Genomic DNA, 21666 nt, shown 5'->3' on the forward strand with positions numbered 1-21666 from the left:
CTGATCAGGCGTCGAATGCGTTCTGAATCCAGTCCAGTCGCGGTGGTGATTGTCCGTCGCTGGTATCGACGGTGACCACATCGAAGCGACAGGGGCGTTTGGCCCAGCGCGCCTCCTGTTGCAGAAAAAGTTCGGCGGAGAGAATCAGGCGTTGCCGCTTGCGCGCGTCGATGCTCTCCAGGGCTCCGCCCCAGGCGCGATGCCGGCGGGAGCGGACTTCGACGAATACTACTGTATCGCCGTCGAGCATGACCAGATCGAGCTCTCCGCGGCGACAGGTCCAATTCTTGCCAAGTGTGGCAAGGCCCTGTCGCCGTAGATGGGCGCAGGCCAGTTCCTCGGCCTGGCGCCCCTTGTCCCGGGAGCTTTCCCTATCGGTCAAAAGCTGCTGGTCCCCAGCGGCTGGACCTGGCCATTGCGGAACTCGGCCCATTGCAACTGGCGTTCGATACGTTGGGTCGGATTCAGGCTCAGGGTACCGGTCAGGCCGTCGATCTGCAGGCTCGGCACGGCCTTCAGTTCAGGCAGTCGCGGAGCGAGGCGGTAGGCGTCGACGCCCATGGCGTAGAGGCGGCCCATGCTGCCGTTGGCCTGGGGCCATTGGGCGGCGACCTGCTGGCGGGTCGGGTCGCTGGGGTTGAGCAGCCACGGGGTCTCGCAGAAGCGGATGCCGTTGAGGTCCTGGTCCTGGGTCGGGTTGTTGGTCCCGGTGTAGAGGTGCGAAGTGGCGTAGACCGGAAGGTCGCCGGCGTACTGGAAGGCCAGGGTCGGCTTGATCTGGCGGGCCTGCTGCGGGGTGGCGGCGAGGAACACGAAGTCGATGTCCTGGCGGCGCGACGGCTGGGTGGCGATCTGGCTGCCGAGGGCGCCCTGCAGGCGCTGGGCGCGGCCTTCGCTCTGGCGCAGTTGCAGCAGGTCGGCGATCTGTTGCGCCAGTTGTACCGGCTGGTCGACATGCTCGGCGGCGATCAGGCTGCCGCCCGCGGACTGCCAGCTCTGGCTGAAGGCGGCCAGCACGCGGTCGCCCCATTCGCCGCGCGGCACCAGCGCCACGGCCCGGCGCATGCCGTCGCCCCAGGCCCGGCTGGCCACCGCGCGCGCTTCGTCCTCGGCGGCGAGGCCGAACTGGAACAGCTGCGCCGGGCCTTCCTGGCTGTTGTCGCTGTAGTTGAGTGCGAGGGTGGTGATCGGTAGTTGCTCGCGGCTGGCGAGTTGCTTGACCAGCGGCTTCTCCAGTGGACCGACGACCAGTTCGACGCCATCGGCCTGGGCCTGGCGGTAGAAGTCATCTAGCGAGCGCACCTGGGTACTGTCGTAGAGTTTGATCGAAGGAGGGTTCTGGCCGGCCTGCTGGGCCTGGAAGTGGGCGGCGAGGAAGCCGTCCTGCAGGGCCCGGGCGACGTTGGCCAACTGCCCCTGCTGGGGTAGCAGGAGGGCGATGCGGGTCAGCGGCTGCTGGGACAGCGTCTTGAGTTTCTCCAGCGCCGCCGGCAAGTGCTTGGCCGCCGGGTGCTCGGGGTTCTGCTGTTGCCAGCTCTCGATGCTGGCCTGCTGTTGCTGCAGGGTCGGCGAGGTCTTGGTGATGCGTGCCAGGGTCAGCCAGCCGCTGAGGTCGCCTTCGTTGGCGCTCGGTTGCAACTGGTCGACCGGCAGGCGGCTGACCAGGGTCCAGATCTTTTCCTGGTTCTCGATCACCGCCGGGCCCTCGAGCAGCGGTGCGAAGTAGATGCGCTCCTTGGCTGCGGCAAGGACCTGGCCGTCGGCGGCGAGGGCCTGGGCCTTGGCGCGCTGGGTACGAACCTGCTGGGTCACCGGCAGTTCGCTGAGATGCTGCATGCTCGGATGCTGCAATGCCTGCAGGGCGGCCTTGGGCTTGCTGCGGGCGAGGGCCAGTTCGGCGTTCAGGGTGCTGGCGAAGACCTGCTGGGCCGGCTTCAGGCTTTCCAGCGGGATCTGTCCCAGGATGGCGGTGGACCTGGCGAGGTCCTTCTGCTGGTAGGCAAGGTCCGCTGCCGAGAGGCGCAGCAGCGCCGCTTCCTCGGGCTTGCTCTGGCTGGCCTGTTGCAACAACTGCTCGATGCTGGCATTCGGCGTACGGGGAAGTTCGCCCAGTCCGGAATTGGACGAGGTCGCGCAGGCGGTCAGCAGACCGGCCAGGATCAGAGCAGAAAGCGGACGCAGGCAAGCGATCATATAGGGCTTCTCATGGCGCATTCACGAAGAGTCGCCGATTGTACCGGAGGCCCGCCTCGGGTGCGATGGCGGCACCCTGAATCGCGATACAATGCCGCCTTTTCAGATAGCTCCCGAGGTATTTTCGTGTCAGCAGGCACTCTGTTCGTAGTGGCGACCCCGATCGGCAATCTCGACGACATCACCCCGCGCGCCCTGCGGGTGCTGCGGGAGGTGGCCCTGGTGGCTGCGGAGGATACCCGCCATTCGATCCGGCTGTTCCAGCACTTCGGCATCGAGACGCCATTGGCGGCCTGCCACGAGCACAACGAACGCGAGGAGGGCGGGCGCTTCATCTCCCGGCTGCAGGGGGGGGAGGACGTCGCGCTGATCTCGGACGCCGGTACCCCGCTGATTTCCGATCCCGGCTTCCACCTGGTGCGCCAGGCACAGGCGCTGGGTATCCGGGTGGTCCCGGTGCCGGGCTCCTGCGCGCTGATCGCGGCGCTGTCGGCGGCGGGATTGCCGTCGGACCGGTTCATCTTCGAAGGTTTCCTGCCCGCCAAGGCTGCGGGACGACGCAGCCGCCTCCAGGCGGTACAGGAAGAGCCACGCACGCTGATTTTCTACGAGGCGCCCCATCGTCTGCTGGAAAGCCTGGCGGACATGCGCGACGTGTTCGGCGGGGAGCGCCGTGCGGTGCTGGCGCGGGAGCTGAGCAAGACCTTCGAGACCATTCGCAGCCTGCCGTTGGCCGAACTGCACGATTGGGTCGCGTCGGACAGCAACCAGCAGCGCGGCGAGTGCGTTGTGCTGGTGGCGGGGTGGCAGGCGCCGGAAGGCGAGGAGTCGATCGGTGCAGAGGCGCTCAGGGTGCTCGACCTGCTGCTTGCCGAGCTGCCGTTGAAGAAAGCCGCGGCGCTGGCGGCGGAAATCACCGGGGTGCGAAAAAACCTTTTGTATCAACAGGCTTTGCAGCGCCAAGGGAAGAGTTGAGCTTGTTCTTCGCGCCTGCTCCCGCTAACCTTGTCGGCGGAGAGTCGATTGGACAGTCGCTGTCGCGCAATAGCGCGGTGGAGGAAAGTCCGGGCTCCATAGGGCAGAGTGCCAGGTAACGCCTGGGAGGCGCGAGCCTACGGAAAGTGCCACAGAAAATAACCGCCTAAGCGCAACAGCGCCGGTAAGGGTGAAAAGGTGCGGTAAGAGCGCACCGCACGGCTGGCAACAGTGCGTGGCTAGGTAAACCCCACTCGGAGCAAGACCAAATAGGAATCCATTGGCGCGGCCCGCGTTGGATTCGGGTAGGTCGCTTGAGGCGTACAGTGATGTGCGTCCCAGAGGAATGGCTGTCCTCGACAGAACCCGGCTTATAGATCGACTCTCCCACTTCTTCCCACTCTCTTCGCTTTTTCCCGGTTTTATCCGTCCGTCGCAAAAGCGAAAAGCCGCAACTCTTGATAAATCACTTTAAGTTCGAAGGCTAAGACTTTGGACTTATTGTGTTTTGTCATCTCTTTTACTTCTAAAAGCGCTCCGCAACCTTCCAAAAGCACGCTAAATCTCCGTCCTGTAAGGATTTTTCACTTCTGACGCGCCTTGACGGTGGGGAGTGTGGATTTCTATAGTGTGCAGAAGTGGTATGAAGTGGGTAAAAGTGGGATCAATTGGCATGGAAAGCCAACCACAGGGGAAGCGCTGACGTGTTTCGCGGAGCTAATGCCATAAGTCTCGACGCCAAAGGGCGCCTCGCGATGCCGAGTCGGTATCGTGACGAGCTCGTTTCGCGTTGTGCCGGCCAGCTCATCGTCACTATCGACGCGGTCGACCCCTGCCTCACCGTTTACCCCTTGCCCGAATGGGAACTGATCGAAGCCAAGCTGCGCGAGCTGCCTTCTTTGCGAGAAGAAACGCGGCGCCTGCAGCGGCTGCTGATCGGTAATGCCGTCGATCTGGAACTGGACGGAAACGGGCGTTTCCTGATTCCGCCGCGCCTGCGCGAGTACGCCAAGCTGGACAAGCGGGCGATGCTGGTGGGGCAACTGAACAAGTTTCAGTTGTGGGATGAGGATGCCTGGAACGCCATGGCTGAAGCCGACCTGGCGGCAATCAAACAACCCGGTGGGCTGCCGGACGAACTACGCGATCTGATCCTTTGACTATGAATGCCACCTACCGCCATATCACCGTTCTGCTCGAGGAGGCCGTTTCCGCACTGGCCCCGCGGGAGGACGGCTGCTATCTGGACGGTACCTTCGGAAGAGGGGGCCATAGTCGAGCCTTGCTCGAGAAACTGGGCACCGGGGGACGCCTGCTCGGATTCGACAAAGATCCCCAGGCCATCCAGACAGGAAAAGCATTGGCGGCCGAAGACGGCCGCTTCGTCATTGTGCAGCGCTCGTTCGCCGAACTGGGCGATGAGGTGCGCGCACGCGGTCTCGAAGGTCGGGTCGATGGCGTCCTGCTCGACCTTGGCGTGTCGTCGCCGCAACTCGACGATCCCGAGCGCGGCTTCAGCTTCCTCAACGATGGTCCGCTGGACATGCGCATGAATCCCGGCCAGGGCATCAGCGCAGCGGAGTTCATCGCCAACGCCACCGAAGAGGAAATCGCCCGGGTCTTCAAGGAATATGGCGAAGAGCGCTTCGCCAAGCGAATGGCCCGCGCCATCGTGCAGCGCCGTCAGGAGCGGCCGTTCGAACGGACCGCCGATCTGGCCGAAGTGATCACGGTTGCCAACCCCGCCTGGGAGAAGGGCAAGAATCCGGCGACCCGCGCATTCCAGGGCCTGCGCATCCATGTGAACAATGAGCTGGGCGATCTCGAGCGTGGCCTTGACGCCGCGCTCGAATCGCTGGCCGTCGGCGGCCGCCTGGTGGTGATCAGTTTCCATTCCCTGGAAGACCGCATCGTCAAGCTGTTCATGCGCAAGCACGCCAAGGGCGAGGCGGACAACCTGCCACGCGACCTGCCGATCCGTTCCAAGGTCTTCGAGCCGCGCCTGAAGCTGCTGGGCAAGCCGCAGTACGCTTCGGAAGAAGAACTCAAGGCCAACCCGCGCTCGCGCAGCGCGGTCATGCGCGTGGCGGAGAAGCTGAGATGAGCCGTCTCTTCGTCAAGCGCCTGCCTACCGGCAGCTTCCTCATGTTGCTGCTTTATATAGGTCTGCTGCTCTCGGCGATTGCCGTGGCCTACAGCACCTACTGGAACCGGCAACTGCTCAACTCGCTGTATTCCGAGCTGAGCGTGCGCGACAAGGCGCAGGCCGAGTGGGGCCGGTTGATTCTCGAGCAGAGCACCTGGACCGCCCATAGCCGCATCGAAAGCCTGGCGGTGGAACAGTTGCGCATGCGCGTTCCCGACCCGGCCGAGGTCAGGATGGTGGCGCCATGAAACTGAATTATTTCCAGGGCGCCCTCTACCCATGGCGGTTCTGCGTGATCGTCGGCCTGCTACTGGCGATGGTCGGCGCCATCGTCTGGCGAATCGTCGACCTGCACGTGATCGACCATGACTTCCTCAAGGGCCAGGGCGACGCGCGTAGCGTGCGGCATATCGCCATCCCTGCGCACCGGGGCCTGATCACGGACCGCAACGGCGAACCGCTGGCGGTGAGCACCCCGGTCACCACCCTGTGGGCCAACCCCAAGGAGCTGATGACCGCCAAGGAACGCTGGCCGCAACTGGCGGCGGCGCTCGGGCAGGATACCAAGCTGTTCGCCGACCGCATCGAGCAGAACGCCGAGCGCGAGTTCATCTATCTGGTCCGTGGGCTGACCCCGGAGCAGGGCGAAGGCGTGATCGCCCTGAAGGTGCCCGGCGTGTACTCCATCGAGGAGTTTCGGCGTTTTTACCCGGCTGGCGAAGTGGTGGCCCATGCGGTCGGCTTCACCGATGTCGACGACCGCGGTCGCGAAGGTATCGAGCTGGCTTTCGACGAATGGCTGGCCGGCGTGCCGGGCAAGCGCCAGGTGCTCAAGGATCGCCGTGGCCGCGTGATCAAGGACGTGCAGGTCACCAAGAATGCCAAGCCGGGCAAGACCCTGGCGCTGTCCATCGACCTGCGCCTGCAGTACCTGGCTCATCGCGAACTGCGCAACGCTCTGCTGGAGAACGGCGCCAAGGCCGGCAGCCTGGTGATCATGGACGTGAAGACCGGGGAGATCCTGGCCATGACCAACCAGCCGACCTACAACCCGAACAATCGTCGTAACCTGCAGCCGGCGGCCATGCGCAACCGGGCGATGATCGACGTGTTCGAGCCGGGCTCGACGGTCAAACCGTTCTCGATGAGCGCGGCGCTGGCCAGCGGGCGTTGGAAACCCAGCGATATCGTCGACGTCTACCCGGGCACCCTGCAGATCGGCCGCTACACCATTCGCGACGTATCGCGCAATTCGCGGCAACTCGATCTCACCGGCATCCTGATCAAGTCGAGCAACGTCGGCATCAGCAAGATCGCCTTCGACATCGGCGCCGAATCCATCTACTCGGTCATGCAACAGGTCGGCCTTGGGCAGGACACGGGGTTGGGCTTCCCCGGCGAGCGCGTCGGCAACCTGCCCAACCACCGCAAGTGGCCGAAGGCGGAAACCGCGACCCTGGCCTACGGCTACGGTCTCTCGGTAACCGCGATCCAGTTGGCGCATGCCTATGCGGCCCTGGCCAACGACGGCAAGAGCGTGCCGCTGAGCATGACCCGAGTCGACCGCGTGCCGGATGGCGTGCAGGTGATTTCGCCGGAAGTGGCTTCCACCGTGCAGGGCATGTTGCAACAAGTGGTCGAGGCCCAGGGCGGGGTGTTCCGCGCCCAGGTGCCGGGTTACCATGCCGCCGGCAAGAGCGGGACCGCGCGCAAGGTCTCGGTCGGCACCAAGGGCTACCGGGAAAACGCCTATCGCTCGCTGTTCGCCGGTTTCGCCCCGGCCACCGATCCGCGCATCGCGATGGTCGTGGTGATCGACGAGCCGAGCAAGGCGGGCTACTTCGGCGGCCTGGTGTCGGCGCCGGTGTTCAGCAAGGTCATGGCTGGCGCGCTGCGCCTGATGAACGTGCCGCCGGATAACCTGCCGACGGCCACCGAACAGCAGCAGGTCAATGCTGCGCCCGCAAAAGGAGGGCGTGGCTGATGCCTATGAGCCTGAACCAACTGTTTCCCCAGGCCGAGCGCGATCTGCTGATCCGCGAGTTGACCCTGGATAGCCGCGGCGTTCGTCCGGGCGACCTGTTCCTGGCGGTGCCGGGCGGGCGCCAGGATGGTCGTGCGCACATCGCCGATGCCCTGGCCAAGGGTGCGGCTGCCGTGGCTTACGAGGCGGAAGGCGCCGGAGATCTTCCGCCCAGCGATGCGCCGCTGATCGCGGTGAAGGGGCTGGCCGCGCAACTGTCGGCGGTCGCCGGGCGTTTCTACGGCGAGCCGAGCCGCGGGCTGGACCTGATCGGCGTCACCGGCACCAACGGCAAGACCAGCGTCAGCCAACTGGTGGCCCAGGCCCTGGATCTGCTCGGCGAGCGCTGCGGCATCGTCGGCACCCTCGGCACCGGTTTCTACGGCGCCCTGGAGAGCGGCCGGCACACCACGCCGGACCCGCTTGCGGTGCAAGCCACGCTGGCCACGCTGAAGCAGGCCGGCGCCCGCGCGGTAGCGATGGAAGTGTCTTCCCACGGCCTCGACCAGGGCCGCGTGGCGGCGCTCGGTTTCGATATCGCGGTGTTCACCAATCTGTCCCGCGACCACCTCGACTATCACGGTTCGATGGAAGCCTATGCCGCCGCCAAGGCCAAGCTGTTCGCCTGGCCGGGCCTGCGCTGCCGGGTGATCAACCTGGACGACGATTTCGGCCGTCGACTGGCCGGCGAGGAACAGGACTCGGAGCTGATCACCTACAGCCTCACCGACAGCTCGGCGTTCCTCTATTGCCGCGAAGCGCGCTTCGGCGACGCCGGCATCGAGGCGGCACTGGTCACTCCGCACGGCGAGGGCCTGCTGCGCAGCCCATTGCTCGGCCGCTTCAACCTGAGCAACCTGCTGGCGGCGGTCGGTGCGTTGCTTGGCCTGGGTTATCCCTTGGGCGATATCCTCCGCACCTTGCCGCAACTGCAGGGGCCGGTCGGCCGCATGCAGCGCCTGGGAGGCGGCGACAAGCCGCTGGTGGTGGTGGACTACGCGCATACTCCCGACGCCCTGGAAAAAGTCCTGGAGGCCCTGCGTCCGCACGCGGCCGCGCGCCTGCTGTGCCTGTTCGGCTGCGGCGGCGATCGCGATGCCGGCAAGCGTCCGCTGATGGCTGCGATCGCCGAACGCCTGGCGGATGGGGTGCTGGTCACCGACGACAACCCGCGCACCGAGGCCAGTGCGGCGATCATCGCCGATATCCGCAAAGGCTTCGCTGCCGCTGACAAGGTTACCTTCCTGCCGTCGCGCGGTGAGGCGATCGCCCATCTGATCGCTTCCGCTGCGGTGGATGACGTGGTGCTCCTGGCTGGCAAGGGTCACGAGGATTATCAGGAGATCGACGGCGTACGCCATCCGTTCTCCGACATCGAGCAGGCCGAGCGCGCCCTGGCCGCCTGGGAGGTGCCGCATGCTTGAGCCTCTTCGCCTCAGCCAGTTGACGGTCGCGCTGGACGCCCGCCTGATCGGCGAGGACGCCGTCTTTTCGGCGGTTTCCACCGACAGTCGCGCCATCGGGCCCGGCCAACTGTTCATTGCCCTGAGTGGGCCGCGTTTCGACGGCCACGACTATCTCTCCGAGGTTGCCGCCAAGGGCGCGGTGGCTGCGCTGGTGGAGCGCGAAGTCGCCGACGCGCCCCTGCCGCAATTGCTGGTACGCGATACCCGTGCGGCCCTGGGGCGACTGGGCGCGCTGAACCGGCGCAAGTTCACCGGCCCGCTGGCGGCCATGACGGGCTCCAGCGGCAAGACCACGGTCAAGGAGATGCTCGCCAGCATCCTGCGTACCCAGGCCGGCGATGCCGAGTCGGTGCTGGCTACCCGTGGCAATCTGAACAACGACCTCGGCGTACCGCTGACCCTGCTGCAACTGGCGCCGCAGCACCGTAGCGCAGTGATCGAACTGGGCGCCTCGCGCATCGGCGAGATCGCCTACACGGTCGAGCTGACCCGCCCCCACGTGGCGATCATCACCAATGCCGGCACCGCCCATGTCGGCGAGTTCGGCGGACCGGAGAAGATCGTCGAGGCGAAGGGCGAGATACTCGAAGGGCTGGCCGCCGACGGCACCGCCGTGCTGAACCTGGACGACAAGGCCTTCGACACCTGGAAGGCCCGCGCCAGCGGCCGTCCGTTGCTGACTTTCTCCCTCGACCGGCCCCAGGCCGATTTCCGCGCCGCCGATCTGCAGCGCGATGCGCGCGGCTGCATGGGCTTCAGGCTGCAGGGCGTAGCGGGTGAAGCGCAGGTCCAGCTCAACCTGCTGGGGCGGCACAATGTCGCCAATGCCCTGGCTGCCGCCGCTGCCGCCCATGCACTGGGCGTGCCGCTGGATGGGATCGTCGCCGGGCTGCAGGCGCTGCAGCCGGTCAAGGGCCGCGCGGTAGCGCAACTGACCGCCAGCGGGCTGCGTGTGATAGACGACAGCTACAACGCCAACCCCGCGTCAATGCTGGCGGCGATTGATATACTGAGCGGCTTTTCCGGGCGCACCGTCCTGGTCCTCGGAGACATGGGCGAACTCGGTTCCTGGGCCGAGCAGGCCCACCGCGAGGTGGGCGCCTACGCCGCTGGCAAGGTGTCCGCGCTCTATGCGGTCGGACCGCTGATGGCCCACGCCGTACAGGCGTTCGGCGCCACGGGCCGGCACTTCGCCGACCAGGCCAGCCTGATCGGCGCGCTGGCCACCGAACAACCGACAACCACCATTTTGATCAAGGGTTCCCGCAGCGCGGCGATGGACAAAGTCGTCGCGGCGCTGTGCGGTTCCTCCGAGGAGAGTCACTAATGCTCCTGCTGCTGGCCGAATACCTGCAACAGTTCTACAAGGGCTTCGGCGTCTTCCAGTACCTGACCCTGCGCGGCATTCTCAGCGTGCTCACCGCGCTGTCGCTGTCGCTGTGGCTGGGGCCCTGGATGATCCGTACCTTGCAGATCCGCCAGATCGGCCAGGCCGTGCGCAACGACGGTCCGCAGTCGCACCTGTCGAAGAAGGGCACCCCGACCATGGGCGGCGCCCTGATCCTTACCGCCATCGCCATCAGCACGCTGCTGTGGGCGGATCTTTCCAACCGCTACGTGTGGGTGGTGCTGGTCGTTACCCTGCTGTTCGGTGCCATCGGCTGGGTGGACGACTACCGCAAGGTGATCGAGAAGAACTCCCGCGGCCTGCCGAGCCGCTGGAAGTACTTCTGGCAGTCGGTGTTCGGCATCGGCGCCGCCGTGTTCCTCTATATGACTGCCGAAACCCCGATCGAGACCACCCTGATCGTGCCGATGCTGAAGAGCGTCGAGATCCAGTTGGGCATCTTCTTCGTGGTCCTGACCTACTTCGTCATCGTCGGTTCGAGCAATGCGGTGAACCTCACCGACGGTCTCGACGGCCTGGCGATCATGCCGACGGTAATGGTTGCCGGCGCGCTGGGCATCTTCTGCTACCTGTCGGGCAACGTGAAGTTCGCCGAGTACCTGCTGATTCCCAACGTACCGGGCGCCGGCGAGCTGATCGTGTTCTGCGCCGCGCTGGTCGGCGCCGGCCTCGGCTTCCTCTGGTTCAACACCTATCCGGCGCAGGTCTTCATGGGCGACGTCGGCGCGCTGGCGCTGGGCGCCGCGCTGGGCACCATCGCGGTGATCGTGCGCCAGGAGATCGTGCTGTTCATCATGGGTGGGGTGTTCGTCATGGAAACCCTCTCGGTGATGATCCAGGTCGCTTCCTTCAAGCTGACCGGACGCCGCGTCTTCCGTATGGCGCCGATCCATCACCATTTCGAACTGAAAGGCTGGCCGGAGCCGCGCGTGATCGTGCGCTTCTGGATCATCACCGTGATCCTGGTGCTGATCGGCCTCGCCACCTTGAAGCTGCGTTGAGGACGAAGAGAGCATGAGCCTGATCGCCTCCGACCACTTCCGCATCGTTGTCGGCCTCGGCAAGAGCGGCATGTCCCTGGTGCGCTACCTGGCGCGCCGCGGCTTGCCTTTCGCCGTGGTCGATACCCGAGAGAACCCGCCGGAGCTGGCCACCCTGCGTGCCCAGTATCCGCAGGTGGAAGTGCGTTGCGGCGAACTCGACGCCGAGTTCCTCTGCTCCGCCCGCGAACTCTATGTCAGCCCCGGCTTGTCGCTGCGCACCCCTGCGCTGGTACAGGCCGCCGCGAAAGGCGTGCGCATCTCCGGTGACATCGATCTCTTCGCCCGCGAGGCGAAGGCCCCGATCGTCGCCATCACCGGTTCCAACGCGAAGAGCACCGTGACCACCCTGGTGGGCGAAATGGCGGTGGCCGCGGACAAGCGTGTCGCCGTCGGCGGCAACCTCGGCACCCCGGCGCTCGACCTGCTGGCCGACGACATCGAGCTGTACGTGCTGGAGCTGTCGAGCTTCCAGCTGGAAACCTGCGATCGCCTCAACGCCGAGGTGGCGACCGTGCTGAACGTCAGCGAAGACCATATGGATCGCTACGACGGCATGGCTGACTACCACCTGGCCAAGCACCGGATCTTCCGCGGTGCCCGCCAGGTCGTGGTGAATCGCGCCGATGCCCTGACCCGACCGCTGATCGCCGATACCGTGCCGTGCTGGTCGTTCGGCCTGAACAAGCCGGACTTCAAGGCTTTCGGCCTGATCGAGGAAGACGGCCAGAAGTGGCTGGCGTTCCAGTTCGACAAGCTGCTGCCGGTTGGCGAACTGAAGATCCGTGGCGCCCACAACTATTCCAACGCGCTCGCCGCGCTGGCGCTGGGCCATGCGGCCGGCCTGCCGTTCGACGCCATGCTCGGCGCGCTGAAGGCGTTTTCCGGCCTGGCTCATCGCTGCCAGTGGGTACGCGAGCGGCAGGGCGTGAGCTACTACGACGATTCCAAGGCCACCAACGTCGGCGCCGCCCTGGCGGCGATCGAGGGGCTGGGTGCCGACATCGACGGCAAGCTGGTGCTGCTCGCCGGCGGAGACGGCAAGGGCGCCGATTTCCATGACCTGCGCGAGCCGGTCGCGCGCTTCTGCCGGGCGGTGGTACTGCTTGGCCGTGACGCCGGGCTGATTGCCCAGGCACTGGGCAACGCGGTACCGCTGGTGCGCGTCGCAACGCTGGACGAAGCAGTCCGGCAGGCCGCCGAGCTGGCCCGCGAAGGCGATGCGGTGCTGTTGTCGCCGGCCTGCGCGAGCCTGGACATGTTCAAGAACTTCGAAGAACGCGGACGCCTGTTCGCCAAAGCCGTAGAGGAGCTAGCGTGATGCTGTCGGTGTTGCGCCCCTTCCCGTCGCCGCTGTTGAGCCGGCACGGCATCGACCTGGACTTCCCGCTGCTGGCGGGTTGCCTGGCGCTGCTCGGCCTCGGCCTGGTGATGGTGACTTCCGCCTCTTCCGAGGTGGCGGCGGCGCAGTCGGGCAACCCGCTGTACTTCTCCGTCCGTCACCTGATCTACCTGGTGATCGGCCTGATTTCCTGCGGCCTGACCATGATGGTCCCGATGGCCACCTGGCAGCGTTGGGGCTGGAAGCTGTTGCTGGTCGCCTTCGGCCTGCTGGTGCTGGTGATCACCCCCGGTATCGGCCGCGAGGTGAACGGCTCGATGCGCTGGATCGGCTTCGGCCTGTTCAACATCCAGCCTTCGGAGATCGCCAAGGTCTGCGTGGTGATCTTCATGGCCGGCTACCTGATCCGCCGCCAGCAGGAGGTCCGGGAAAGCTGGATGGGCTTCTTCAAGCCCTTCGTGGTGTTGCTGCCGATGGCCGGCCTGCTGCTGCGCGAGCCGGACTTCGGCGCCACCGTGGTAATGATGGGCGCTGCCGCGGCCATGCTGTTCCTCGGCGGGGTGGGGCTGTTCCGCTTCGGCCTGATGGTGCTGCTGGCGGTCGGCGCGGTGGTCCTGCTGATCCAGACCCAGCCCTACCGGATGGCGCGTCTGACCAACTTCACCGACCCCTGGGCCGACCAGTTCGGCGCCGGCTATCAGTTGAGCCAGGCGCTGATCGCCTTCGGCCGCGGCGGCTGGTTGGGCATGGGACTGGGCAACAGCATCCAGAAGCAGTTCTACCTGCCGGAGGCGCACACCGACTTCGTCTTCGCCGTGCTTGCAGAGGAGCTGGGCATCGTCGGCGCCCTGGCGACCGTCGCCCTGTTCGTGTTCGTCAGCCTGCGCGCGCTGTACATCGGCATCTGGGCCGAGCAGGCCAAGCAGTTCTTCTCCGCCTACGTGGCCTACGGCCTGGCCTTCCTCTGGATCGGCCAGTTCCTGATCAACATCGGGGTGAACGTCGGCCTGCTGCCGACCAAGGGCCTGACCCTGCCGTTCCTCAGCTACGGCGGCAGTTCGCTGGTGATCTGCTGTGCCTGTCTGGGGATGTTGCTGCGCATCGAATGGGAACGGCGAACCCACCTGGGTAGCGAGGAATATGAGTTCAACGAAGAGGACTTTGCCGATGAAAGGTAATGTCCTGATCATGGCGGGTGGCACCGGCGGACACGTGTTCCCGGCGCTCGCCTGTGCGCGGGAGTTCCAGGCGCGCGGCTATGCCGTGCACTGGCTGGGGACGCCGCGCGGCATCGAGAATGACCTGGTACCCAAGGCCGGCCTGCCGTTGCACCTGATCCAGGTCAGCGGGCTGCGCGGCAAGGGCCTGAAGTCGCTGGTCAAGGCGCCGCTGGAACTGCTCAAGTCGCTGTTCCAGGCGCTGCGGGTGATCCGCCAGCTGAGGCCGGTCTGCGTGCTCGGCCTGGGTGGCTATGTCACCGGCCCGGGCGGCCTGGCCGCGCGCCTCAATGGCGTGCCGCTGGTGATCCACGAGCAGAACGCCGTGGCCGGCACCGCCAACCGCAGCCTGGCGCCGATCGCCAGGCGCGTCTGCGAGGCATTCCCGGATACCTTCCCGGCCAGCGACAAGCGTCTGACCACCGGCAATCCGGTGCGCGGCGAGCTGTTCCTCGACGCGCATGCCCGCGCGCCGCTGACCGGCCGTCGGGTCAATCTGCTGGTGCTCGGCGGCAGCCTTGGCGCGGAACCGCTGAACAAGCTGTTGCCAGAGGCCCTGGCGCAGGTGCCGCTGGAAATCCGTCCGGCAATCCGCCATCAGGCCGGTCGTCAGCATGCCGAGATTACCGCCGAGCGTTATCGCACAGTGGCGGTCGAAGCGGACGTCGCGCCCTTCATCAGCGATATGGCCGCGGCCTATGCCTGGGCCGACCTGGTGATCTGCCGCGCCGGCGCGCTGACCGTCAGCGAGCTGACGGCGGCGGGATTACCCGCCTTCCTGGTGCCGTTGCCTCACGCGATCGACGATCACCAGACCCGCAATGCCGAATTCCTGGTACGCAGCGGCGCCGGCCGCCTGCTGCCGCAAAAGTCTACCGGCGCGGCCGAACTGGCCGCGCAGCTGTCCGAGGTCCTGATGCATCCCGAAACCCTGCGCTCCATGGCAGACCAGGCACGCAGCCTGGCGAAACCCGAGGCTACCCGGACGGTGGTCGATGCCTGCCTGGAGGTGGCCCGTGGTTAAAGAACCGAATGGCGTCACCCGGACCATGCGCCGTATCCGCCGTATCCATTTCGTCGGCATCGGCGGCGCCGGCATGTGCGGGATCGCCGAAGTGCTGCTGAACCTCGGCTACGAGGTATCCGGCTCGGACCTCAAGGCCTCGGCGGTGACCGAGCGCCTGGAGAAGTTCGGCGCGCAGATCTTCATCGGCCACCAGGCGGAAAACGCCGACGGTGCCGACGTGCTGGTGGTGTCGAGTGCCATCAACCGGGCCAACCCGGAAGTGGCCTCGGCCCTGGAACGGCGGATTCCGGTGGTGCCGCGTGCGGAGATGCTCGCCGAACTGATGCGCTACCGGCACGGCATCGCGGTAGCCGGCACCCACGGCAAGACCACCACTACCAGCCTGATCGCCTCGGTGTTCGCCGCCGGCGGCCTGGACCCGACCTTCGTCATCGGCGGCCGGCTGAACGCCGCCGGGACCAACGCCCAGCTTGGCGCCAGCCGCTACCTGGTGGCCGAGGCCGACGAGAGCGACGCCAGCTTCCTGCACCTGCAACCGATGGTCGCGGTGGTCACCAATATCGACGCCGACCATATGGCGACCTACGGCGGCGACTTCAACAAGCTGAAGAAGACCTTCGTCGAGTTCCTCCACAACCTGCCGTTCTACGGACTGGCAGTGATGTGCGTGGATGACCCGGTGGTGCGCGAGATCCTCCCGCAGATCGCCCGCCCGACCGTGACCTACGGCCTCAGCGAAGACGCCGACGTGCGCGCGATCAACATCCGCCAGGAAGGCATGCGCACCTGGTTCACCGTGTTGCGCCCGGAGCGCGAGCCGCTGGACGTCTCGGTGAACATGCCCGGCCTGCACAACGTGCTGAATTCCCTGGCGACCATCGTCATCGCTACCGACGAGGGCATCTCCGACGAAGCCATCGTCCAGGGGCTGTCCGGCTTCCAGGGCGTGGGCCGGCGCTTCCAGGTCTACGGCGAGCTGCAGGTCGAGGGTGGCAGCGTGATGCTGGTGGACGACTACGGCCACCATCCGCGCGAAGTCGCCGCGGTGATCAAGGCGATCCGTGGCGGTTGGCCGGAGCGTCGCCTGGTGATGGTCTACCAGCCGCATCGCTATACCCGTACCCGCGACCTGTACGAAGACTTCGTGCAGGTGCTGGGCGAAGCCAACGTGCTGCTGTTGATGGAGGTCTATCCGGCCGGCGAAGAGCCGATCCCGGGAGCCGACAGCCGCCAGCTGTGCCACAGCATCCGCCAGCGCGGCCAGCTCGACCCGATCTACTTCGAGCGCGACGCCGACCTGGCGCCGCTGGTCAAGCCGCTGCTGCGCGCTGGCGACATCCTGCTTTGCCAGGGCGCTGGCGATGTCGGCGGCCTGGCCCCGCAACTGATCAAGAACCCGCTGTTCGCCGGCAAGGGAGGGAAGGGCGCATGAACCTTTGCCTCGATAGCCTGCTGAACGGCACCCAGGATCCCAAGGCGTTCGGCCGTGTCGCCGTGCTGTTCGGTGGCAAGAGCGCCGAGCGCGAGGTGTCGCTGAAGTCCGGCGCGATGGTCCTGCAATCCCTGCTGGCCGCCGGGGTCGATGCCTTCGGCATCGATGTCGGCGAAGACCTGCTGCAACGCCTGGTCGAGGAGAAGATCGACCGCGCCTTCATCATTCTCCACGGTCGTGGCGGCGAGGATGGCAGCATGCAGGGCCTGCTCGAGTGCGCGGGCATTCCCTACACCGGCAGCGGCGTGCTGGCCTCGGCGCTGGCGATGGACAAGCTGCGGACCAAGCGGGTCTGGCTCAGCCTCGGCCTGCCGACCCCGGACTACGCGGTGCTGGCCAGCGAGGATGACTGCCGCGACGCGGCGCAGCGACTGGGTTTCCCGCTGATCGTCAAGCCGGCTCACGAAGGCTCGAGCATCGGCATGGCCAAGGTCGGCGGGCTCGACGAATTGATCGCGGCGTGGCGCGAAGCGGCCCGCTACGACTCGCAGGTGCTGGTCGAGCAGTGGATCAGCGGCCCGGAATTCACCGTGGCGACCTTGCGCGGGCAGGTGCTGCCGGCGATCCGCCTGGGCACGCCGCACACCTTCTACGACTACGACGCCAAGTACCTGGCCAGCGATACCCGCTACCAGGTGCCCTGCGGTCTCGACGAGGCCAAGGAACGCGAGCTGAAGGAACTCACCGCGCGCGCCTGCGACGCCCTGGGCATCCAGGGCTGGGGGCGGGCGGACGTGATGCAGGACGCCGAAGGGCGTTTCTGGCTGCTTGAAGTCAACACCGCACCAGGCATGACCGACCACAGCCTGGTGCCTATGGCCGCGCGGGCCGCCGGCCTGGATTTCCAGCAACTGGTGCTGGCGATCCTGGCCGATAGCCGCGAGGCGAGGGGATAAGCCATGAACGGCGTACTGCTCCGTCATCAGCAACCCGGTGGACTCGGCCGCGCTCCGCGCAAGCCGATGCCGCGCGGCGCCAGCCGTCTGGTGGCCAAGGAACCGCTGAGCGTGCGCCTGCCGAAAGCCGACTTCAGTTTCCTCAAGTACCTGGCCTGGCCGCTGTTGCTGGCCGTTCTCGGCTATGGAGCCTATCGCGGCGCCGAGTACATCCTGCCGTACGCCGACCGGCCGATCGCCAAGGTCAGTGTCGAGGGCGACCTCAGCTACATCAGCCAGCGCGCGGTGCAGCAGCGGATCTCCCCGTATCTGGCGGCGAGCTTCTTCACCATCGACCTGGCGGGCATGCGCGGGCAACTGGAACAGATGCCCTGGATCGCCCACGCCGAGGTGCGCCGGGTGTGGCCGGACCAGGTGGTGATCCGCCTGGACGAGCAACTGCCGATCGCCCGGTGGGGCGACGAAGCGCTGCTGAACAACCAGGGACAGGCTTTTACGCCAAAGGAGCTGGCGAATTATGAACATCTGCCCCGCTTGCATGGTCCACAGCGGGCGCAACAGCAGGTGATGCAGCAATACCAGTTGCTCAGCCAGTTGCTGCGTCCCCTCGGGTTCTCCATTGCCCGCCTGGAAATGAGCGATCGCGGCGGTTGGGCGCTGACCACGGCCCAGGGCGTCGAGATCCAGATCGGGCGCGACCACGTGGTAGACAAGATTCGCCGCTTCGTAAGCATCTACGACAAGGCACTCAAAGATCAGATTTCGAACATTGCGCGGATCGACCTGCGTTACCCCAACGGCCTCGCCGTTGCGTGGCGCGAGCCGGTCACGCCCGCGACGGTGGCCACGGCCAGCGCCGTGCAGTGAGTTGAGGAGACAGTAATAACCATGGCAAGCGTGCAGAGCGGCAAGATGATCGTCGGCCTCGACATCGGTACCTCCAAGGTGGTGGCGCTGGTGGGCGAGGTGACGGCCGATGGCCAGCTGGAGGTCGTTGGCATCGGTACTCATCCGTCCCGCGGCCTGAAGAAGGGCGTGGTGGTGAACATCGAGTCCACCGTGCAGTCGATCCAGCGCGCCATCGACGAGGCCCAGCAGATGGCCGGTTGCCGTATCCACTCGGCGTTCGTCGGCATCGCCGGCAACCACATCCGCAGCCTCAATTCCCACGGCATCGTGGCGATCCGTGATCGCGAGGTGAACCCGGCGGATATCGAACGGGTACTGGATGCCGCCCAGGCGGTGGCGATCCCGGCGGACCAGCGGGTGCTGCATACCCTGGCCCAGGATTACGTGATCGATAACCAGGAAGGCGTGCGCGAGCCGCTGGGCATGTCCGGGGTGCGCCTGGAAGCCAAGGTGCACGTGGTGACCTGCGCGGTGAATGCCTCGCAGAACATCGAGAAGTGCGTGCGCCGCTGCGGCCTCGAGGTCGACGACATCATCCTCGAGCAGTTGGCCTCGGCCTATTCGGTGCTGACCGAGGACGAGAAGGAACTGGGCGTGTGCCTGGTGGATATCGGCGGCGGCACCACCGATATCGCGATCTTCACCGAAGGCGCGATCCGCCATACCGCGGTGATCCCGATCGCCGGCGACCAGGTCACCAATGACATCGCCATGGCCCTGCGGACGCCGACCCAGTACGCGGAAGAGATCAAGATCCGCTACGCCTGCGCCCTGGCCAAGCTGGCCGGTGCCGGCGAGACCATCAAGGTGCCCAGCGTCGGCGACCGGCCGCCGCGCGAACTGTCGCGCCAGGCTCTGGCCGAAGTGGTCGAGCCTCGTTACGACGAGCTGTTCACCCTGGTCCAGGCCGAGCTGCGCCGCAGCGGCTACGAGGACCTGATCCCGGCCGGGATCGTCCTCACCGGCGGCACCTCGAAGATGGAAGGCGCGGTCGAGCTGGCCGAGGAAATCTTCCACATGCCGGTACGCCTCGGCGTGCCGTATAGCGTGAAGGGCCTCACCGACGTGGTGCGCAACCCGATCTATTCGACGGGCGTCGGCCTGCTGATGTACGGACTGCAGAAGCAGTCCGATGGCATGTCGATGTCTGTGTCAGGCAGCAGCTACAGCAGCGACGAACCCAAGGCACCTGTCCTGGAGCGGCTCAAACGCTGGGTCCAGGGCAATTTCTGATTCAACGCGGTAACAGTAGGCGACAAAACTAGAAAGGAAGGAGAGGGGAAATGTTTGAACTGGTCGATAACATCGCACAAACCGCCGTCATAAAAGTGATCGGTGTAGGTGGTGGTGGCGGCAACGCCGTCAATCACATGGCCAAGAACAACGTCGAGGGCGTCGAGTTCATCTGCGCCAACACCGACGCACAAGCGCTGAAGAACATCGCGGCGCGCACCGTTCTGCAACTCGGCCCGGGCGTCACCAAGGGGCTGGGTGCCGGCGCCAATCCGGAAGTCGGTCGTCAGGCGGCTCTGGAAGATCGCGAGCGCATTTCCGAAGTGCTGGAAGGCGCCGACATGGTCTTCATCACCACCGGCATGGGTGGCGGCACCGGTACCGGCGCCGCGCCGATCATCGCCGAAGTGGCGAAGGAAATGGGCATCCTCACCGTCGCGGTGGTGACCCGTCCGTTCCCGTTCGAAGGTCGCAAGCGCATGCAGATCGCCGACGAGGGCATCCGCGCGCTGGCCGAGAGCGTCGATTCGCTGATCACCATCCCGAACGAGAAGCTGCTGACCATCCTCGGCAAGGACGCCAGCCTGCTGGCTGCCTTCGCCAAGGCCGATGACGTGCTGGCCGGTGCCGTGCGCGGTATCTCCGACATCATCAAGCGTCCGGGCATGATCAACGTCGACTTCGCCGACGTGAAGACCGTCATGAGCGAAATGGGCATGGCGATGATGGGTACCGGCTGCGCCAGCGGTCCGAACCGTGCCCGCGAGGCCACCGAAGCGGCAATCCGCAACCCGCTGCTGGAAGACGTCAACCTGCAGGGCGCGCGCGGCATCCTGGTGAACATCACCGCGGGTCCGGACCTGTCCCTGGGCGAGTACTCCGATGTCGGCAACATCATCGAACAGTTCGCTTCCGAGCACGCCACTGTGAAGGTGGGCACCGTGATCGACGCGGACATGCGCGATGAGCTGCACGTCACCGTAGTCGCCACCGGCCTGGGCGCGCGTCTGGAGAAACCGGTGAAGGTCGTCGACAACACCGTGCAGGGCAGCGCAACCCAGGCAGCCGCACCGGCCCAGCGCGAGCAGCAGTCGGTGAACTACCGCGACCTCGACCGTCCTACCGTGATGCGCAACCAGTCTCACGGCAGCGCGGCGACCGCGGCCAAGCTGAACCCGCAGGATGACCTGGATTACCTGGATATCCCGGCGTTCCTGCGTCGTCAGGCCGATTGAAGTAATTAATCAGGAGTAGAGATGTGATTGGTGTTCAGCAAAGGCCGGTTCTGCTATCATCGCCGGCCATTGTTGAAAACAGTTCGCAGTCAGCGCTTAAGCGGCCAAAGCCATGATCAAACAACGCACCTTGAAGAACATCATCCGGGCTACTGGCGTCGGTCTGCACTCGGGGGAAAAGGTTTACCTGACCCTGAAACCGGCGCCGGTGGACACCGGTATCGTGTTCTGCCGCACCGACCTGGATCCGGTAGTGGAAATCCCGGCCCGGGCCGAGAACGTCGGCGAAACCACCATGTCGACCACCCTGGTCAAGGGTGACGTCAAAGTGGATACGGTGGAGCACCTGCTCTCGGCCATGGCCGGCCTGGGTATCGACAACGCCTACGTCGAGCTGTCCGCTTCGGAAGTGCCGATCATGGATGGCAGCGCTGGTCCGTTCGTATTCCTGATCCAGTCCGCCGGATTGCAAGAGCAGGAAGCTGCCAAGAAGTTCATCCGCATCAAGCGCGAAGTCAGCGTGGAAGAGGGCGACAAGCGCGCCGTCTTCGTTCCGTTCGACGGCTTCAAGGTCAGCTTCGAGATCGATTTCGATCATCCGGTCTTCCGTGGTCGCACCCAGCAGGCCTCGGTCGATTTCTCCAGTACTTCCTTCGTCAAGGAGGTCAGCCGCGCCCGTACCTTCGGGTTCATGCGCGACATCGAGTACCTGCGTTCGCAGAACCTGGCACTCGGCGGTAGCGTGGAGAACGCGATCGTGGTCGACGAGAACCGCGTGCTCAACGAAGACGGCCTGCGTTACGAGGACGAGTTCGTCAAGCACAAGATCCTGGATGCCATCGGCGACCTGTATCTGCTCGGCAACAGTCTTATCGGCGAGTTCCGTGGCTTCAAGTCCGGCCATGCCCTGAACAACCAACTGCTGCGTACGTTGATCGCAGACAAGGATGCTTGGGAAGTGGTGACCTTCGAAGACGCGCGTACCGCGCCTATTTCCTATATGCGCCCGGCGGCGGCAGTGTAGGAAAACTCTCCTTTCCATATTTGGAGGCCACCTCAGGGTG

19 protein-coding genes and 1 other RNA gene are annotated in these 21666 nt (G+C 65.6%); 18 read left to right on the forward strand and 2 right to left on the reverse strand.

All coding sequences use genetic code 11. From position 1 onward, the window contains the following. Window positions 1-4: 4 nt before the first annotated feature. Both HMPREF2924_RS31155 and HMPREF2924_RS31160 read right to left on the reverse strand, forming a co-directional pair. Entirely contained in the window at window positions 5-382 is a 378-nt protein-coding gene (locus HMPREF2924_RS31155; protein WP_003110149.1) for a YraN family protein, read from the reverse strand. After that, window positions 379-2193 (reverse strand): penicillin-binding protein activator, encoded by a 1815-nt coding sequence (locus HMPREF2924_RS31160; protein ID WP_003134741.1) that lies wholly within the window; start codon window positions 2191-2193, stop codon window positions 379-381. The genes HMPREF2924_RS31155 and HMPREF2924_RS31160 overlap by 4 nt, the downstream gene beginning before the upstream one ends. Window positions 2194-2319: 126 nt before the next feature. Between HMPREF2924_RS31160 and rsmI the strand changes: the two genes are divergently transcribed. The 18 genes from rsmI (at window position 2320) to lpxC (ending at window position 21626) form a co-directional block, all read left to right on the forward strand. Next, window positions 2320-3168, forward strand: coding sequence for a 16S rRNA (cytidine(1402)-2'-O)-methyltransferase (rsmI, locus tag HMPREF2924_RS31165; protein WP_003134739.1), 849 nt, complete (start codon window positions 2320-2322; stop codon window positions 3166-3168). A 40-nt stretch (window positions 3169-3208) separates the two neighbouring features. After that, window positions 3209-3558, forward strand: an RNA gene (gene rnpB / locus HMPREF2924_RS31170) — RNase P RNA component class A. Window positions 3559-3872: 314 nt separating this feature from the next. Then, a complete protein-coding gene (mraZ, locus tag HMPREF2924_RS31175; RefSeq protein WP_003103101.1) occupies window positions 3873-4328 on the forward strand; it encodes a division/cell wall cluster transcriptional repressor MraZ in 456 nt (151 codons plus the stop codon). 2 nt (window positions 4329-4330) lie between these two features. Further along, window positions 4331-5272 carry a 16S rRNA (cytosine(1402)-N(4))-methyltransferase RsmH gene (gene rsmH, locus HMPREF2924_RS31180; protein ID WP_003134737.1) on the forward strand — a complete coding sequence of 314 codons (942 nt, stop codon included), beginning with the start codon at window positions 4331-4333 and terminating at the stop codon, window positions 5270-5272. Then, window positions 5269-5562, forward strand: coding sequence for a cell division protein FtsL (ftsL, locus tag HMPREF2924_RS31185; protein ID WP_003094142.1), 294 nt, complete (start codon window positions 5269-5271; stop codon window positions 5560-5562). Before rsmH ends, ftsL begins: the two co-directional genes overlap by 4 nt. Then, window positions 5559-7298, forward strand: a complete 1740-nt coding sequence (gene ftsI, locus HMPREF2924_RS31190; protein ID WP_003094139.1) for a peptidoglycan D,D-transpeptidase FtsI — start codon at window positions 5559-5561, stop codon at window positions 7296-7298. The genes ftsL and ftsI overlap by 4 nt, the downstream gene beginning before the upstream one ends. Further along, entirely contained in the window at window positions 7298-8761 is a 1464-nt protein-coding gene (locus HMPREF2924_RS31195; protein WP_003134735.1) for a UDP-N-acetylmuramoyl-L-alanyl-D-glutamate--2,6-diaminopimelate ligase, read from the forward strand. The genes ftsI and HMPREF2924_RS31195 overlap by 1 nt, the downstream gene beginning before the upstream one ends. Further along, complete coding sequence (gene murF / locus HMPREF2924_RS31200; protein WP_003094130.1) at window positions 8754-10130, forward strand: UDP-N-acetylmuramoyl-tripeptide--D-alanyl-D-alanine ligase; 1377 nt, start codon at window positions 8754-8756, stop codon at window positions 10128-10130. The genes HMPREF2924_RS31195 and murF overlap by 8 nt, the downstream gene beginning before the upstream one ends. Beyond that, complete coding sequence (mraY, locus tag HMPREF2924_RS31205) at window positions 10130-11212, forward strand: phospho-N-acetylmuramoyl-pentapeptide-transferase (RefSeq protein WP_003094129.1); 1083 nt, start codon at window positions 10130-10132, stop codon at window positions 11210-11212. The genes murF and mraY overlap by 1 nt, the downstream gene beginning before the upstream one ends. Window positions 11213-11225: 13 nt before the next feature. Further along, the gene (gene murD / locus HMPREF2924_RS31210) at window positions 11226-12572 is read left to right on the forward strand and encodes a UDP-N-acetylmuramoyl-L-alanine--D-glutamate ligase (protein WP_003094127.1); all 1347 of its coding nucleotides are present in this window, start codon (window positions 11226-11228) and stop codon (window positions 12570-12572) included. Continuing rightward, window positions 12572-13771, forward strand: coding sequence for a putative lipid II flippase FtsW (ftsW, locus tag HMPREF2924_RS31215; RefSeq protein ID WP_003094125.1), 1200 nt, complete (start codon window positions 12572-12574; stop codon window positions 13769-13771). The genes murD and ftsW overlap by 1 nt, the downstream gene beginning before the upstream one ends. After that, window positions 13761-14834, forward strand: coding sequence for an undecaprenyldiphospho-muramoylpentapeptide beta-N-acetylglucosaminyltransferase (gene murG / locus HMPREF2924_RS31220; RefSeq protein WP_003103107.1), 1074 nt, complete (start codon window positions 13761-13763; stop codon window positions 14832-14834). The genes ftsW and murG overlap by 11 nt, the downstream gene beginning before the upstream one ends. Then, window positions 14827-16269, forward strand: coding sequence for a UDP-N-acetylmuramate--L-alanine ligase (gene murC, locus HMPREF2924_RS31225; RefSeq protein ID WP_003094121.1), 1443 nt, complete (start codon window positions 14827-14829; stop codon window positions 16267-16269). Before murG ends, murC begins: the two co-directional genes overlap by 8 nt. Beyond that, a complete protein-coding gene (locus HMPREF2924_RS31230; RefSeq protein ID WP_003094120.1) occupies window positions 16266-17225 on the forward strand; it encodes a D-alanine--D-alanine ligase in 960 nt (319 codons plus the stop codon). Before murC ends, HMPREF2924_RS31230 begins: the two co-directional genes overlap by 4 nt. 3 nt (window positions 17226-17228) lie before the next feature. Further along, the gene (locus tag HMPREF2924_RS31235; protein ID WP_003094118.1) at window positions 17229-18092 is read left to right on the forward strand and encodes a cell division protein FtsQ/DivIB; all 864 of its coding nucleotides are present in this window, start codon (window positions 17229-17231) and stop codon (window positions 18090-18092) included. Window positions 18093-18113: 21 nt separating this feature from the next. Then, entirely contained in the window at window positions 18114-19367 is a 1254-nt protein-coding gene (ftsA, locus tag HMPREF2924_RS31240; protein WP_003094115.1) for a cell division protein FtsA, read from the forward strand. 50 nt (window positions 19368-19417) lie between these two features. Then, a complete protein-coding gene (gene ftsZ, locus HMPREF2924_RS31245) occupies window positions 19418-20602 on the forward strand; it encodes a cell division protein FtsZ (RefSeq protein WP_003103118.1) in 1185 nt (394 codons plus the stop codon). A 112-nt stretch (window positions 20603-20714) separates the two neighbouring features. Then, window positions 20715-21626, forward strand: coding sequence for a UDP-3-O-acyl-N-acetylglucosamine deacetylase (gene lpxC / locus HMPREF2924_RS31250; protein WP_003094111.1), 912 nt, complete (start codon window positions 20715-20717; stop codon window positions 21624-21626). Window positions 21627-21666: the final 40 nt, after the last annotated feature.

The organism is Pseudomonas sp. HMSC063H08 (assembly GCF_001813645.1).
Classification (GTDB): domain Bacteria; phylum Pseudomonadota; class Gammaproteobacteria; order Pseudomonadales; family Pseudomonadaceae; genus Pseudomonas; species Pseudomonas aeruginosa.

Bases quoted from the DNA above. Each gene is read 5' to 3' on its own strand.
- HMPREF2924_RS31160 (WP_003134741.1), bottom strand. From the start codon at position 2,193: ATGATCGCTTGCCTGCGTCCGCTTTCTGCTCTGATCCTGGCCGGTCTG.
- rsmH (WP_003134737.1), top strand. From the start codon at position 4,331: ATGAATGCCACCTACCGCCATATCACCGTTCTGCTCGAGGAGGCCGTT.
- ftsL (WP_003094142.1), top strand. From the start codon at position 5,269: ATGAGCCGTCTCTTCGTCAAGCGCCTGCCTACCGGCAGCTTCCTCATG.
- ftsI (WP_003094139.1), top strand. From the start codon at position 5,559: ATGAAACTGAATTATTTCCAGGGCGCCCTCTACCCATGGCGGTTCTGC.
- HMPREF2924_RS31195 (WP_003134735.1), top strand. From the start codon at position 7,298: ATGCCTATGAGCCTGAACCAACTGTTTCCCCAGGCCGAGCGCGATCTG.
- murF (WP_003094130.1), top strand. From the start codon at position 8,754: ATGCTTGAGCCTCTTCGCCTCAGCCAGTTGACGGTCGCGCTGGACGCC.
- mraY (WP_003094129.1), top strand. From the start codon at position 10,130: ATGCTCCTGCTGCTGGCCGAATACCTGCAACAGTTCTACAAGGGCTTC.
- murD (WP_003094127.1), top strand. From the start codon at position 11,226: ATGAGCCTGATCGCCTCCGACCACTTCCGCATCGTTGTCGGCCTCGGC.
- ftsW (WP_003094125.1), top strand. From the start codon at position 12,572: ATGCTGTCGGTGTTGCGCCCCTTCCCGTCGCCGCTGTTGAGCCGGCAC.
- murG (WP_003103107.1), top strand. From the start codon at position 13,761: ATGAAAGGTAATGTCCTGATCATGGCGGGTGGCACCGGCGGACACGTG.
- HMPREF2924_RS31230 (WP_003094120.1), top strand. From the start codon at position 16,266: ATGAACCTTTGCCTCGATAGCCTGCTGAACGGCACCCAGGATCCCAAG.
- HMPREF2924_RS31235 (WP_003094118.1), top strand. From the start codon at position 17,229: ATGAACGGCGTACTGCTCCGTCATCAGCAACCCGGTGGACTCGGCCGC.
- ftsA (WP_003094115.1), top strand. From the start codon at position 18,114: ATGGCAAGCGTGCAGAGCGGCAAGATGATCGTCGGCCTCGACATCGGT.
- ftsZ (WP_003103118.1), top strand. From the start codon at position 19,418: ATGTTTGAACTGGTCGATAACATCGCACAAACCGCCGTCATAAAAGTG.
- lpxC (WP_003094111.1), top strand. From the start codon at position 20,715: ATGATCAAACAACGCACCTTGAAGAACATCATCCGGGCTACTGGCGTC.